The organism is Pseudomonas sp. GW822-FHT02G04, assembly GCF_058802085.1.
The window spans coordinates 274,659-287,891 of the sequence record NZ_JBXANU010000003.1 but is presented as its reverse complement, the minus strand read 5'-3'; the positions used below and the strand labels follow the sequence as shown (position 1 = coordinate 287,891).

At 59.6% G+C, this 13,233-nt stretch carries 15 protein-coding genes; 6 read left to right on the top strand and 9 right to left on the bottom strand.

Features of this window, described 5'->3' with window-relative positions; translation table 11 throughout:
* The first annotated feature begins 14 nt into the window (after positions 1-14).
* From bufA2 to cfaB, 4 genes are all read left to right on the top strand, one after another.
* Positions 15-269, top strand: a complete 255-nt coding sequence (bufA2, locus tag AC1RO5_RS06115; RefSeq protein WP_019651267.1) for a BufA2 family periplasmic bufferin-type metallophore — start codon at positions 15-17, stop codon at positions 267-269.
* Positions 270-334: 65 nt separating this feature from the next.
* A complete protein-coding gene (bufB, locus tag AC1RO5_RS06110; RefSeq protein ID WP_064621173.1) occupies positions 335-1,180 on the top strand; it encodes an MNIO family bufferin maturase in 846 nt (281 codons plus the stop codon).
* Positions 1,171-1,959, top strand: coding sequence for an HvfC/BufC family peptide modification chaperone (locus AC1RO5_RS06105; protein WP_493173588.1), 789 nt, complete (start codon positions 1,171-1,173; stop codon positions 1,957-1,959). The genes bufB and AC1RO5_RS06105 overlap by 10 nt, the downstream gene beginning before the upstream one ends.
* An 85-nt stretch (positions 1,960-2,044) precedes the next feature.
* A complete protein-coding gene (gene cfaB / locus AC1RO5_RS06100) occupies positions 2,045-3,229 on the top strand; it encodes a C17 cyclopropane fatty acid synthase CfaB (RefSeq protein ID WP_493173586.1) in 1,185 nt (394 codons plus the stop codon).
* Here cfaB and cls read toward each other — a convergent pair.
* A complete protein-coding gene (cls, locus tag AC1RO5_RS06095; RefSeq protein WP_493173584.1) occupies positions 3,226-4,665 on the bottom strand; it encodes a cardiolipin synthase in 1,440 nt (479 codons plus the stop codon). The genes cfaB and cls overlap by 4 nt on opposite strands.
* Positions 4,666-4,797: 132 nt before the next feature.
* Between cls and AC1RO5_RS06090 the strand changes: the two genes are divergently transcribed.
* Positions 4,798-5,319 (top strand): DUF3617 domain-containing protein, encoded by a 522-nt coding sequence (locus AC1RO5_RS06090; RefSeq protein ID WP_413695192.1) that lies wholly within the window; start codon positions 4,798-4,800, stop codon positions 5,317-5,319.
* A gap of 78 nt (positions 5,320-5,397) precedes the next feature.
* On the opposite strand, the gene AC1RO5_RS06085 is transcribed toward AC1RO5_RS06090, so the two are convergent.
* Genes AC1RO5_RS06085 through folE2 form a run of 7 tightly spaced genes read right to left on the bottom strand, consistent with a single transcriptional unit; the run spans position 5,398 to position 11,537 of the window.
* Positions 5,398-6,291: a His/Gly/Thr/Pro-type tRNA ligase C-terminal domain-containing protein gene (locus AC1RO5_RS06085; RefSeq protein WP_493173582.1), complete on the bottom strand. Its 894-nt coding sequence runs from the start codon at positions 6,289-6,291 to the stop codon at positions 5,398-5,400.
* Positions 6,292-6,325: 34 nt separating this feature from the next.
* Complete coding sequence (locus AC1RO5_RS06080; RefSeq protein ID WP_493173580.1) at positions 6,326-7,663, bottom strand: dihydroorotase; 1,338 nt, start codon at positions 7,661-7,663, stop codon at positions 6,326-6,328.
* 2 nt (positions 7,664-7,665) lie between these two features.
* A complete protein-coding gene (locus AC1RO5_RS06075; RefSeq protein WP_019651274.1) occupies positions 7,666-8,226 on the bottom strand; it encodes a gamma carbonic anhydrase family protein in 561 nt (186 codons plus the stop codon).
* Positions 8,223-9,098: a metal ABC transporter substrate-binding protein gene (locus AC1RO5_RS06070; RefSeq protein ID WP_493173577.1), complete on the bottom strand. Its 876-nt coding sequence runs from the start codon at positions 9,096-9,098 to the stop codon at positions 8,223-8,225. The genes AC1RO5_RS06075 and AC1RO5_RS06070 overlap by 4 nt, the downstream gene beginning before the upstream one ends.
* Before the next feature lie 11 nt (positions 9,099-9,109).
* Entirely contained in the window at positions 9,110-9,976 is an 867-nt protein-coding gene (locus AC1RO5_RS06065) for a metal ABC transporter permease (RefSeq protein ID WP_493173575.1), read from the bottom strand.
* Positions 9,976-10,644 (bottom strand): metal ABC transporter ATP-binding protein, encoded by a 669-nt coding sequence (locus AC1RO5_RS06060; RefSeq protein WP_493173573.1) that lies wholly within the window; start codon positions 10,642-10,644, stop codon positions 9,976-9,978. Before AC1RO5_RS06060 ends, AC1RO5_RS06065 begins: the two co-directional genes overlap by 1 nt.
* Positions 10,641-11,537 (bottom strand): GTP cyclohydrolase FolE2, encoded by an 897-nt coding sequence (gene folE2 / locus AC1RO5_RS06055; RefSeq protein WP_493173571.1) that lies wholly within the window; start codon positions 11,535-11,537, stop codon positions 10,641-10,643. Before folE2 ends, AC1RO5_RS06060 begins: the two co-directional genes overlap by 4 nt.
* 86 nt (positions 11,538-11,623) lie before the next feature.
* Here folE2 and AC1RO5_RS06050 point away from each other — a divergent pair, with 86 nt between their 5' ends.
* On the top strand, positions 11,624-12,832 hold the full coding sequence (locus AC1RO5_RS06050; protein ID WP_493173569.1) for an N-acetylmuramoyl-L-alanine amidase: 1,209 nt from the start codon (positions 11,624-11,626) through the stop codon (positions 12,830-12,832).
* On the opposite strand, the gene AC1RO5_RS06045 is transcribed toward AC1RO5_RS06050, so the two are convergent.
* Positions 12,829-13,206 carry a glutamine synthetase gene (locus tag AC1RO5_RS06045; protein WP_493173567.1) on the bottom strand — a complete coding sequence of 126 codons (378 nt, stop codon included), beginning with the start codon at positions 13,204-13,206 and terminating at the stop codon, positions 12,829-12,831. The two genes, AC1RO5_RS06050 and AC1RO5_RS06045, sit on opposite strands and share 4 nt — an antisense overlap.
* Positions 13,207-13,233 lie beyond the last annotated feature (27 nt).

Sequence of the window (13,233 nt, the reverse complement as noted above, 5' to 3'; positions counted from 1 at the left end):
CTGAGGATATACAAATGAACTTCAAAAACGCCACCGCCGGTGCCGCGCTCGCCTTCGCCGCTGCAACAATGTTCGCAGGTGTTGCCACTCAGGCTCAGGCCGCCGACGCTGCACAGGTTCACTGCTACGGCGTGACATCGTGCAAAGGCATGAATGACTGCAAGACAGCCGAAAACGCCTGTAAAGGTCAGGCTGTCTGCAAAGGGCATGGCTTCAAGGCAATGACTCAGGCCGAATGCATGAAGGCAGATGGAAAAGTCGGCGAGTAACTGACTGCCGAATGCCGTCGCGGTGGCTCTCTTGCCACTGCGGCACTTTGCGAGGAGTCCGCAAAATGTCTGCTTCCCTTTCTTGTCTGGGCTACGGCCTGGGTTTGCGCAGTGCCTACTACCAACAGATTCTTGAACAGTCGCCAGCCGTGGACTGGTTTGAAGTCGTCTCGGAAAATTTCATGGTCCAGGGCGGCAAGGCACTGTACTACCTGGACGCCATTGCCGAACGGTATCCCGTAGTGATGCATGGCGTATCGCTGTCTATTGGCGGTCCTCATGCCCTCGATCCGCAGTATCTGCAACAGCTGAAACTTCTGGCGGAGCGAGTTGAACCGGCATGGATCTCCGATCACTTGTGTTGGAGCCGCGGCAACGCCCATCAACTTCATGATTTGTTGCCGCTGCCGTACACCGAAGAAAGTCTTTATTACGTGGCCGGCCGAGTGCGGCAGGTTCAGGACGTCTTGCAGCGTCCGCTGGTGCTGGAAAACGTCTCCAGTTACGTGCGCAGCGCTGGCGACGAATTCAGCGAATGGGAGTTTCTTGATGCGCTCAGCCGGTTGAGCGACTGTGAGCTGTTGCTGGACATCAACAACGTCTATGTCAGCTCCCGCAATCATGGCTTCGATCCGTGGACATTCATTCAAGGGCTGCCGGCCAAAAAGGTTCGACAGTTGCACCTGGCCGGCCACAGCGACCACGGCGATTACGTGATCGACACTCATGACCAGCCGGTGAGTGATCCGGTCTGGGCGCTCTATCAACAAACCCTGGAACACCTCGGGCCGGTCGCTACACTGCTGGAACGCGATGATCATTTCCCGCCTTTTGAAGAGCTACTTACCGAGTTGCAAAAGGCCCGGGCATTGGGTGATAGCGTGTTGACCCGGAGACTGAGATGCGCCTGAACGACTGGCAGCTGGCCTTTGAAACGTATCTGCTGGGTGAGCAGACAGCAGCCGATACCGCGCTAGGCGCGAGTTTTATGGGGGGGCCGACACTGGATGTGAGCACCGGGCTGGCGATCTATCACAACGCCTATCGGGCAAGGCTTCAGGAAGTTCTGCGCGGCGACTATCCGGTCATTTGGCATTGGCTGGGTGACGATGAATTCGAGCAGCTCGCGGCGGCTTACATTCACCAGTGTCCGTCCGCTCATTACAGCCTGAGGTGGCTGGGTGAAGGGTTCGAGTCGTTTATTCGACAGCATTTGGTGCAAGAGCAAAGTGCAGCGCTGGGGGAGTTGGCGGCACTTGAGTGGGCATTCACGCTGGCGTTCGACGCGCCTGAAGGCGCGCCGCTGACGATACAGGACATGGCCGCCCTGAAGCCTGAAGACTGGCCGACGTTGCGGGTCAGCCCCAGCCCCTCTGTGCAATGGCTTGAGTGTGCTTTCAACAGTGTTGCGTTGTGGCGGGCAGTGAAGGATGAAACCGGGTTCCCCGGCAGTGCAGCGTTAGGGGCCACCCAAGTATTGGTGATCTGGAGAGCGGGGCTGGTTTGTCATTACCGCAGCCTGGAACCTGCGGAGGCGGCAGCTCTAAACGGCTTGTTTCAGGGCGACTGGGATTTCGCTGAACTGTGCTCCGAATTAGCAGTCATCTATGGTGAGGATGCACCCCTTCAGGCTGTTACATGGCTGAAACAGTGGGTTCAGGACGGTTGGTTGCAGCCTCGTGAATCATAGAGAGCAGCTATTAAATCGATAGCCGGCTATTTTTCAAGGATGGACTACCCTCAAATCAGACGTCTGAAAATCAGGGGGATTATCCATGCTCGCGCAACTTCCACCGGCCTTACAGAATCTGCAGTTACCGCTTCGCCTGCGACTCTGGGACGGCCACGAGTTCAACCTGGGGCCGACGCCCAGCGTTACCATTGTGGTCAAGGACCCGCACATGGTTACCCAGTTCACCCATCCGAGCCTGGACGCGCTGGGGGCGGCGTTTGTCGAAGGCAAACTGGAACTGGAAGGCTCCATCAGCGACGTGATTCGTGTCTGCGATGAATGGAGTCAGGCGCTGCTCAACGAAGACGACGATGCGCAACCGGTGCGCCTGGTTCACGACAAGGAAACCGACGCCAAAGCTATCTCCTACCACTACGACCTTTCCAACGAGTTTTATCAGCTGTGGCTCGACAGCGACATGGCGTATTCCTGCGCCTACTTCGAGACCGGCAGTGAAACCCTCGAGCAGGCTCAACAAGCCAAGTTTCGCCACCTGTGCCGCAAGTTGCGCTTGCAGCCAGGGGAGTATCTGCTGGATGTCGGTTGCGGCTGGGGCGGGTTGGCGCGGTATGCCGCGCGGGAGTTCGGCGCGAAGGTGTTCGGGATCACGCTCAGTCAAGCGCAATTGGATTTGGCTCGTGAGCGGGTGAAAGCCGAAGGCCTGGAAGACCAGATCGAACTGCAACTGCTCGACTACCGCGATCTGCCTCAGGACGGTCGTTTCGACAAGGTGGTCAGCGTCGGCATGTTCGAACACGTCGGTCATGCCAATCTGGCCGAATACTGCAAAACCTTGTTCGGCGCGGTGAAAGAGGGCGGGCTGGTGATGAACCACGGGATCACCGCCAAACACACCGACGGTCGCCCGGTCGGGCGCGGTGCCGGTGAATTCATCGAGAAGTACGTGTTCCCCAACGGCGAGCTGCCGCACCTGTCGATGATCTCCGCCGAGATCAGCGAAGCGGGGCTGGAGATTGTCGATGTCGAGAGCCTGCGCCTGCATTACGCGCGGACCCTGGACCACTGGAGCGAACGCCTGGAAGACAATTTGGAAGCCGCCGCCAAACTGGTGCCGGAGCAGGCGCTACGGATCTGGCGGTTGTACCTGGCGGGGTGCGCCTATGCGTTCGCCAGAGGCTGGATCAACCTGCATCAAATCCTCGCGGTGAAAGCCCATCCTGATGGCAGCCATGAACTGCCATGGACCCGCGACGACATCTACAACTAGAGAATCGGCGAAATAAGCCGGACGATCCGCATGCCGACCTGTTGCAGGCGGTGGGTCTCCCGGCTTTCTTCTTTGGCGATTTCGTGAGCCTGGGCGAAGTCGTTGTTGAGCATCTGCTCCACTTCGGCAGCAAACCCGCTGTCGACCGTCAGCAGCATCACTTCGAAATTCAGCCGGAACGAACGGTTGTCCATGTTGGCGCTGCCGATGGCGCTGATCTCGTCGTCGATCAGTACCACTTTCTGATGCAGGAAGCCGGGTTGATAACGGAACACGCGCACCCCGGCGCGTACGGCTTCGAAGGCATAAAAGCTGGACGCGGCGTAGACGATCCGGTGATCCGGCCGCGACGGCAACAGGATCCGTACATCCACACCGCGCAACACTGCCAGCCGCAGCGCAGCGAATACGGCTTCGTCTGGGATGAAGTAAGGGCTGGTGATCCACACTCGCTCCGTCGCCGCATGGATGGCTTCGACGAAGAACAGCGAACAGGTTTCGTAGGAGTCCGCCGGGCCGCTGGCCAGTAATTGGCAGAGTACGCCGTCGTCCGGATAAACGTCTGGCAGGATCAACGGGGGCAGCGAACGGGCTGCCCAGAACCAGTCTTCGGCGAAGGACTCCTGCATGCAGGCCACCACTGGCCCGCGCACTTGCACGTGGGTATCGCGCCAAGGCGCCAGGGGTGGTTTCTCGCCCATGTATTCGTCGCCAACGTTATGCCCGCCGACAAAGCCGACAAGCCCGTCGACCACCACGATCTTGCGGTGGTTACGGAAATTCACCTGGAAGCGGTTGAGCCAGCCGCTGCGGGTGGCGAAGGCTTTGACCTCGACGCCGGCATCACGTAACGGTTGCACATAACCGTGGGGCAGGGAGTGGCTGCCGATGCGGTCGTAGAGCAAGTAAATCGCCACGCCCTCGGCGGCTTTCTTCGTCAGCAGGGTGTGCAGGCGTTGGCCGAGGCGGTCATCGTGGATGATGAAAAACTGGATCAGCACCGCTTCACGGGCGTTGCTGATGGCGTCGAAAATTGCATCGAACGTGGCTTGGCCGTCGATCAACAAGCGCACATCGTTGTTTGCCAGGCATGGCATGCGCCCCAGCTTCGGCATGGCCCGCAAAGACGCGTAAGCGCTGGAGGCACGCGCAGCCAGTGCCTCTTCTACCCAGGGGCGCCAGTTCAGTTCGGAGATGGCCTTGCGCATTTCCTCGTTGGCTTGCCGTCGGGCCTTGATGTAACCATCGAAGGTGCTGCGGCCGAAGACCAGATAAGGGACAAGCGTGAGGTAGGGAATGAACAGCAGTGACAGGGCCCAGGCGATCGAGCCCTGAGCGGTCCGAACGGTCAACACGGCATGGATGGCGGCGATCGAGCCCAGTGTGTGTAACAGTGCGATCAGATAACCGAATACATGCGGTCCGAAATAATCCATGGGGCAGCCTTGCTCCTTGAAGATTCAATGCTTAACAGACCATGTTCCGGGCAGAATGTCGCTATTTAATTGGCCCATGAACCGAAGCCCGTGGCCGACGTCTAACGGCCACCAATGATCAGGAGTTACTCGATGAACGTTCGTCTGCTGGGTTTGGCCATGGCGTTTGGTTTGGCACTTCCTGTGGCCGCTCAGGCACAGATGCTGCAACCGGGTTTGTGGGAGTTGACCTCAAGCAACATGAAGGTCGATGACCAGAACATGCCCGATCTGCAATTGATCCTCGGCCAGCTACAAAACCAGATTACCCCCCAACAACGGGCCATGCTGGAGAAGCAAGGCATCACCATGGGCGGCAAAGGAATTCGGGCGTGCCTGACGCCTGAACAGGTGAAGACCGACAACATTCCGCTGACGGACCCGCAATCGGGCTGCAAGCAGGAAATCACCGAGCGTACCGGTAACCAGTGGAAATTCCGATTCAGCTGTCCGAAAGCCCAGGGCAGCGGAGTGGCCACTTTTATGAGTGATCGTGAGTTCACCACCAAGGTCAACGGCACCTTCAACGCCACCGGCATTCAGCAGAAGGGTAGCCTCGATACCCGCGCTGTGTGGTTGGGCCAGGATTGCGGCACCGTGAAGCCAAGGGCCTAAAAGCTTCGCGAGCAGTCTCGCTCCCACAAGGTCATACGAGATCCCTGTGGGGGCGGGCTTGCCCGCGAAGGTGCCCGCTCAGGCACCTCCAGTCTTGGGCGGGCTCAACAAATCACACACCGTCTCAATCCCTTTCTCCCCGAAATCCTCTCCGCTGCCACTGCGCATGCTGACAAAAGCACCGTCCTTTTCCTTCTCTCCGACCACCAACAGGTACGGCACTTTCTGGCAGTGCTGGCGAATCTTGCGGCTGATGTTCTCGTGACGCAGGTCCGAGTTGGCGCGCAGTCCGCGACGGCGCAGCGCTTCGGTCACCGAGTGCGCATAGTCGCTTTGACGCTCATCGATGTTCACGACCACCACCTGGGGCGGTGCTCGCCAGGTGTCCAGTTCCTGTTGGCTGGACCAGCATGTGCCGTAGATCCGTTGCTGCAATGTGCCGCTGATGTGGTCCAGTGCAAAGGCCTGCAACACCTTGGTGCTGGGAACATGCGGGCCTGCCGCGAAACCCTCGAAGTCCCCGAGGCGATACAGCGATAGCCTTTCGGTTGGCGTTTGCTCCCGCAGGCGGATCGAATGGTTGGTCGCCGCCAATTCACGCATACGCGCTTCGATCACAGGTAGCGCGGCCAGGGTTAACGATCGCTGGAAAGCAAACTCATAAAAGAAGCCGTCACCCAGCGCCGATCCAGCCCGCAACTGCGCATTCGGATGCAGCTGTTTGACGGCCATGGCCAGCATCAGCGCACAGGAACGCCGAAGGATCTCCAGACCGTCGGGCTCCTGGGACGTGACGATGCTGACCCGCGCATCACACTCGATCAGGAATCCACAGTCCACCAGCACGCCATCCACCCGACCCGCGAGCGCCGCATTAGCCAGGCCGAGGCTGATACTCGCGGCAACCTCAAACACGGACAGTGGTTGGTCGTACTCACGCATTGAACCATCAGGCAGGGTGATGTGGATCATGATCGGTGTTCTCGAATGTTTTCGATAACGTGCGTCAGCGCATAAACCGTAGTGGTAAGCCCTGACAGTTGTCATTAAGACGTTTGTCGTGCCAGGCAATTTGCCCCGACACGACGGTGGTGCTGACGCTGTGGCGAAAGCGATGCCGGGCGAAGGGGGTCCAGCCGCATTGCGAGAGGACCGGTTGTCGGGAGACGGCAATGCCATCGGGTTCGGATTTGATCAACACCAGGTCGGCCCAATACCCTTCGCGCAGGTAGCCGCGGTCGGGAATGGCAAACAGATCGGCGACCCGGTGACTGGTTTTGGCCACTAGGGTGGTGATCGGCAGGATCTCATCGGCCACCAGTTCCAACAGTGCGGGCAGGGCGTGTTGCACCAATGGCAAACCGGACGGCGCCTGGCTGTAGGGTCGCTGTTTTTCAGCCCAGGTATGAGGCGCGTGATCGCTGCCGATCACGTCGAGTCGATTACTCGACAGTGCTTTGCGCAAGGCATTGCGGTCAGCCTGGGTCTTGATCGCCGGGTTGCATTTGATCAGGTTGCCAAGGTTCGGGTAGTCGCGGTCGTCGAACAGCAAGTGATGCAGGCAGACCTCGGCAGTGATGCGTTTCTGTGCCAGCGGCTTGTCTTCGAACAGTGCCAGTTCGCGGGCGGTAGTCAGGTGCAAAACGTGCAGACGGGTGCCATGTCGCTTGGCCAGGTCGACGGCCATTGAGGAGGATCGAAAGCACGCTTCGGCATTGCGGATCAGCGGGTGAGCAGCGGGTGGAAGGTGCTCACCGAACAGCTCTCGCAGGTTCGCCGCGTTGGCTTCAATGCTGGGCGCGTGTTCGCAGTGGGCCAACAAAAGGGTTGGCACTTCGGCGAAGAGTCGCTCAAGAATTCGTGGATCGTCCACCAGCATGTTGCCCGTGGAGGCGCCCATGAACACTTTGACCCCGGCCACTTCACAAGGATTGAGCGCGGCGACGGTATCGAGATTGTCGTTGCTCACACCGAAATGAAAGCCGTAGTTGGCCACTGAATGGATTGCTGCTCGACGCTTCTTGTCAGCCAACGCGGCGAGGGTCAGGGTGGCAGGAGAAGTATTGGGCATGTCCATGAAACTGGTGATGCCGCCGGCCACCGCCGCCCGGGATTCGCTATGGAAGCTGCCCTTGTCCGGTGCTCCGGGATCACGGAAATGCACCTGGTCATCGATCATGCCTGGCAGTAGCCATTGGCCGTCGGCATCGATTTCCACGGCGGCTTTCTCGCCTTCGATGCTGCTGGCGATCTTGACGATGCGACCGTGGCTTACCAGCAGATCACCGTCGAATTCCCGACCTTCGTTCACTAGCCGGGCGTTGCGAATCAGCACGCTGCTCATGGTCAGAACTCGTTCTGCAGGGCTTTGTAGCCGCGGACTAAATCAACGTTGGTGCGCGCCACGTCTTCGGAAAACTCCGAGGCGCTGACGCTGACGGGTGGGAATTGCGACAGGTCGGTGTTGGGACCGATGCGTGTGGTGGAGGGCACGTAGAAGGCTTCAGGCAAGTCACGACCGTCGACCACCGAGTTGTGCCGCACCACGCAGCCGTCACCCACCGCGCAGTTGAACAGCACGCTGTTGAAACCGATGAACACGCGATTGCCGACGGTGCAGGGGCCATGGACGATGGAGCGGTGGGCGATGGAGCTGAACTCGCCGATGGTCACCGCCGCGCCAGACTTGGAGTGGATCACCACACCGTCCTGGATGTTCGAGTTGGCGCCGATGGTGATCGCTTCCATCTCGCCCGAGTCGTCCACTTCATCGGCGCGAATTACCGCGTAGGGGCCGACGAAGACGTTCTCGCCGATCACCACTTTGCCGCAAATGATTGCGGTTTTATCCACGTACGCCGACTCCGCAATCAACGGCAGATCACCTGAAGGATTCTTGCGGATCATGGCTTGCTCAACGCCTCGTACAAGGTATTGAGGTTGTATTCGAACAGCCCGGTGAAGGTGCTGGCCGGGCCGGTTGCTGCTAGAGCATCGGAGTACAGCGTTCCGCCGATGTGCGCACCGCTTTCATCGGCGATTTGCTTGAGCAGGCGTGCGTCCTTGATGTTTTCCATGAACACCGCTTTGACCTTGGCCTGACGGATCTGTGTGATCAGCGCAGCGACTTCGGCGGCCGAAGGTTCGCGTTCGGTGGACAGACCTTGAGGCGCCATGAAGTCGATGCCATAAGCCTGACCGAGATAGCCGAAGGCGTCATGGGAGGTGACGATTTTGCGATTACCCGGCGGCAGCGAACCGAGCTTGGCTTTGGCTTCGGCGAGCAAGGCGTAGATCTTTTTCAGGTAGACCTGGCTGTTGTGTTCGTAGTCGGTTTTGTGTGCAGGGTCGGCGGCGATCAGCGCTTTGGTGATGTTGCTGATGTACAACTCGGTGTTCGCCAGGTTGTGCCAGGCGTGCGGGTCGGGAATGGTTTCGCCGTCTTCATCCAGCGAGCGCGGAATGACACCGTGGCTGGCACTGATGACCGGGGCTTTGGTCTCGGTGCTGGTTATCAGGCGGTCCAGCCATGGCTCGAAACCCAGCCCGTTCTTGATAATCAGTCTGGCGTTGAGCAATGCCTTTGCATCGTCTGGAATCGGCTCGTAGGTGTGGGCATCGGCGTCCGGGCCGACCATGTTGGTGATCTGAATGTGGTCGCCGCCGACCTGATGAGTCATGTCGGCGAGGATGCTGAAGCTGGTGACCACCTGGAGTTTTTCCGCGGCAGACAGCGACATCGACAGCATCAGACTGAACAGCACGAGTAAAGCGCGCATCGGGTTACACCTCATTGGGATGTGAGTAAAGGCGGGCGGCGCAGCAAGCCGTGTACCGGACCGAACACCACGGACAGCAGATACAAACCGCCAGCCACCAGCACGATCGCCGGGCCGCTGGGCAGCGAGTAGTAGAACGACAGCAACAATCCGAGCCAGACCGAGAGGCTGCCGAGCAGCGCGGCGATGGCGATCAGCACCGGTAAGCGACGACTCCAGAAGCGAGAAGCCGCAGCCGGCAGCATCATCAAACCGACTACCATCAGCGCGCCGATAGCCTGGAAACCGATCACCAGGTTCAGCACCACCAACGTCAGAAATACCCCGTGAGCCAGTGGCCCGAGACGGCTGACGGTCTGCAGAAAGAGCGGGTCGAGGGTGTCCAGCAACAGTGGTTTGTAAATGAGGGCCATGGCGATCAGGCTGAAGCCCGAGACCCAGAGCATGCCGGTCAAGGTTGGGCCATCGACCGCCAGCGCCGAACCGAATAACAGGTGCAACAGGTCCAGGCGCTTGCCGGCGATGCCGAGGATCAGCACGCCGCTGGCCAGCGATATCGGGTAAATCGCGGCCAGGCTCGCGTCTTCCCGCAAGCCGGTGCGACGGGTAATCCAGGCGGCCAGTCCGGCCATGCTCAGGCCGGCACCGAGGCCGCCGATGGTCAGTGCGGGCAGGCTCAACCCTGCGAACCAGAAGCCCAGTGCGGCGCCGGGCAAAATGCCGTGAGCCACCGCATCGCCGATCAGGCTCATGCGTCGCAGGATAAGAAACACCCCAAGCGGCGCCGTGCTGCAGGCCAGAACAAGGCCACCCAGCAGTGCCCGACGCATGAACACGAACTCGTGGAATGGTTGCCAAAGTTGAGCAGCAGCGATCATCAAGCCACCTGCGTCTGAGGTTGTTGGTGAATCAGTTCGGTACTGGGACCGAGGACGCAGCCGCTGCTTTTGATCAGTAGCGCTTGTGGAATCTGTTGGCGCACGGCGGCCAAGTCATGACACACCACGACCAGGGTTCGGCCTTCGGCATGCCAGGCGTGGATGTGTTTCCACAGCAGCGCCTGGCCGAGTTCGTCGAGTGCGGCGTGGGGTTCGTCGAGCAGCAGCAAGGGCGCTTCGGCGAGGCTCAGTCGGGCGAGCAGGGCCCGCTGCAATTCACCTCCGGAGAGGGCCATCAACGGGCGATGCTCCAGACCGGTCAGGTACCAGTCTTCCAGCGCAGACATGAGGCGCTGGTTGCGTATCTCTGGCGCTTGTTTGTTGCCCCAGAAACCGGCAGCCACTAACTCTTGCAGGCTAATGGGGAATTGTCGGTCCAGGTGTTGTTGCTGAGGCAGGAACGAAAGGCCGCCCTTGCGTGGAACATCAATGACGATGTTGCCGGCCAGTGGCTTTTGCAGGCCAGCGATGACTTTCAGCAGGCTGCTTTTGCCCGAACCGTTGGCACCGATGACGGCGGTCAGACTCCCCTTGGGTAATTCGAAATCAACCGCTGGAGTGAGCGGCTGACCGGGTGCGCCCCAGCGCAAGGCTTGGCATCGGATCATGCGGCCTCCCAGTTCCAGCGGCTTTCGGCGACCGCATCGTGGGCGTGAAGGCTTTCGGCGTGGACGACTCGCACGTGAAAGGCGTTGATGCCCGGGGAGCGTTTCAGTGCCAGGTTCAAGCGTCGCGCGGCGTCTTCGCAGAACATCAGGTTCTGACCGTTGGCGAGGGCGAAAGCTTGTTCGTCGGCGCGTTTCACGGCGGTTTGCACAGCGGTGCCGAGGGCCGCTTCCGCGTCGTTGATCGCGGCGATCAGCGGCAGGTCATCCAGATAATCATCCAGACGCAGCCGCAATTGCGCATTGCTGCGTTGGCTATGCGGCGTCGCGACGATGCCTTTCGTGGAGCCGAGCCAAACCAGAACGTCAGCGTGTTGCAATGGCCGATTGGCGAAGTCGTCAACGAATTGCTGCTGAATCAACTGCCTCGAAAGGGCTGCTGAGCAAGGACAGGTTGAGGAATAAGGCACGTCGATTTTTAGTTCCACGTGGAACATCGCGTTTTTCAGACTCGCTTCGACGCTCACCGGATAAGTTTTCCAACCGGCCAACGGACTGACGAGCGCGGGTCTTTTGAGCAGTAGTTCGGTATGAATTTTTAGGTAAGCGTTGTGGGAAAGTCCTTCATGAGTCTCGAGAAAACTCCGCAAGACTCGCCGCAACAACGCGGGTGAAAGGTTTTCCTGCTCAAGCATTTCCAGCGCCAGATACAGCCGCGACATGTGGATACCACGCGCCTCTCCATCGTCGAGGCTAACGCCAGCGTCGGCCTTTGCGCTCAATCGCTGGCCATCGAATAAAACAGGAAGAGCAATGCCGCACATGCCCACCCAATCGAGTGGCAGGGCTTGGCGTGAGGCCTGCGCGGCGATATCCGGCAGAGTCAGCGCATTCATGAGCAGGTCCATCGTGGGAGTTGATTTGGCATGTTATATTATAACAGTCAAATCGACGATGCCTTTTTCGTGAACGAGCTTTCATCATGCACAGACGTCACTTGCTCAACCTGATTCTGGCCAGCGCGGCCTTCGCGTTACCTTTTGGTGTGTCGGCCACGCAAATTCGCAATGCACGACTGTGGCGTTCGGACGACAAGCTGCGACTGGTGTTCGATCTGAGCGGGCCGGTGCAATACAAAACCTTTTCCCTGAGTGCTCCGGAGCGGCTGATCATCGATATGAGCGGCGCCAACTTCAGTGGCGACTTCAGTCAGCTGGCGCTCGACAACTCGGTGATTCGCGCGATCCGTTCTGGGCATTTCGGTCAGGGCGACACACGGATCGTCCTCGACCTCAGCGGCCCGGTGCAGCTCAACAGTTTTCTGCTGCCGCCTCAGGACGGACAGGGGCATCGATTGGTGCTCGATCTGAAGGCTTCAGCACCGCTACAAATCGCGGCGGCGCCGTCGGAAAAACGCGAACCCGTCACCGATAAGGCCCACCCCAAGCGCGACATCATTGTGGTGGTCGACCCTGGTCACGGCGGCAAAGATCCGGGCGCGGTCGGCGCCAAAGGCGAGCGGGAAAAAGACGTGGTGCTATCGATCGCCCAACTGCTGGCCAAGCGGCTGAAACGCGAAAAGGGCTTCGACGTGAAACTGGTGCGCAACGACGACTTCTTCGTCCCGCTGCGCAAGCGCGTGGAGATCGCCCGCAAGCACAAGGCCGACATGTTCATCTCGGTCCATGCGGACGCCGCGCCGCGTCTCACTGCTTCAGGTGCGTCGGTGTACTGTCTGTCCGAAGGCGGCGCGACCTCGGCCACGGCGCGTTTCATGGCGCAACGAGAGAACGGTGCGGACCTGTTGGGCGCCACCAGCCTGCTCAATCTCAAGGATAAGGATCCGATGCTCGCCGGGGTGATTCTCGACATGTCGATGAACGCCACCATCGCCGCCAGTTTGCAGTTGGGCAATACGGTGCTCGGCAGTCTGGCGGGCATTACCACCCTGCATCAGAAGCGTGTGGAGCAGGCGGGATTTGCGGTGTTGAAGTCGCCGGATGTGCCATCGATTCTGGTGGAAACCGGCTTCATTTCGAACGCCCGCGACAGCCAGCGATTGGTGACGGCGCGGCATCAGCAGGCGGTGGCGGATGGTTTATTTGATGGTTTGCAGCGTTATTTCCAGAAGAATCCGCCGATGAACAGCTACATCGCCTGGCAGCAGGAGCAGAAGAAGGCTCAGGTCTAACAGCCAGTCAGCCGGCTACAGGTGAACTTCGCGCTGCTGCCTCCGGAGCTGGAGAACCGATTGATGGTTGTCCAGCCAACCCGACGGTTGTAGCCAACCCAGACTTCGCCATCGGACGCGATGCCGGTAAAGAACGTCAGTTGCCCGTAGCGGCTATTGGTCTGCGCCCAATGGCGTTTACCGGCCACTTCAAAGCCACGCAAGTAGATCGTGCTACCGACGGTGTTAACGCTGTAGGCATTGCCGTCGGCATCCACGCAGGCCAGCAGATTGGCGCTGCGGGTGCATTTGGCCAGGCTGGGGATCTGTCCCCAGGCATCGACCGCGACCAGCAGCGAAAGGCTCAACAGCGAGAATCTCAGGGCGTTTCCCATGGCATTTCTCAAGGGGCGGACGGGTTA

What these genes read in the sequence shown, in the direction of transcription:
- AC1RO5_RS06060 (WP_493173573.1), bottom strand. Translation starts at nt 10,644, where the DNA reads ATGATCCGATGCCAAGCCTTGCGCTGGGGCGCACCCGGTCAGCCGCTC.
- AC1RO5_RS06050 (WP_493173569.1), top strand. Translation starts at nt 11,624, where the DNA reads ATGCACAGACGTCACTTGCTCAACCTGATTCTGGCCAGCGCGGCCTTC.
- AC1RO5_RS06080 (WP_493173580.1), bottom strand. Translation starts at nt 7,663, where the DNA reads ATGAGCAGCGTGCTGATTCGCAACGCCCGGCTAGTGAACGAAGGTCGG.
- bufA2 (WP_019651267.1), top strand. Translation starts at nt 15, where the DNA reads ATGAACTTCAAAAACGCCACCGCCGGTGCCGCGCTCGCCTTCGCCGCT.
- cls (WP_493173584.1), bottom strand. Translation starts at nt 4,665, where the DNA reads ATGGATTATTTCGGACCGCATGTATTCGGTTATCTGATCGCACTGTTA.
- AC1RO5_RS06065 (WP_493173575.1), bottom strand. Translation starts at nt 9,976, where the DNA reads ATGATCGCTGCTGCTCAACTTTGGCAACCATTCCACGAGTTCGTGTTC.
- AC1RO5_RS06070 (WP_493173577.1), bottom strand. Translation starts at nt 9,098, where the DNA reads ATGCGCGCTTTACTCGTGCTGTTCAGTCTGATGCTGTCGATGTCGCTG.
- bufB (WP_064621173.1), top strand. Translation starts at nt 335, where the DNA reads ATGTCTGCTTCCCTTTCTTGTCTGGGCTACGGCCTGGGTTTGCGCAGT.
- AC1RO5_RS06045 (WP_493173567.1), bottom strand. Translation starts at nt 13,206, where the DNA reads ATGGGAAACGCCCTGAGATTCTCGCTGTTGAGCCTTTCGCTGCTGGTC.
- AC1RO5_RS06085 (WP_493173582.1), bottom strand. Translation starts at nt 6,291, where the DNA reads ATGATCCACATCACCCTGCCTGATGGTTCAATGCGTGAGTACGACCAA.
- AC1RO5_RS06075 (WP_019651274.1), bottom strand. Translation starts at nt 8,226, where the DNA reads ATGATCCGCAAGAATCCTTCAGGTGATCTGCCGTTGATTGCGGAGTCG.
- AC1RO5_RS06105 (WP_493173588.1), top strand. Translation starts at nt 1,171, where the DNA reads ATGCGCCTGAACGACTGGCAGCTGGCCTTTGAAACGTATCTGCTGGGT.
- folE2 (WP_493173571.1), bottom strand. Translation starts at nt 11,537, where the DNA reads ATGAATGCGCTGACTCTGCCGGATATCGCCGCGCAGGCCTCACGCCAA.
- cfaB (WP_493173586.1), top strand. Translation starts at nt 2,045, where the DNA reads ATGCTCGCGCAACTTCCACCGGCCTTACAGAATCTGCAGTTACCGCTT.
- AC1RO5_RS06090 (WP_413695192.1), top strand. Translation starts at nt 4,798, where the DNA reads ATGAACGTTCGTCTGCTGGGTTTGGCCATGGCGTTTGGTTTGGCACTT.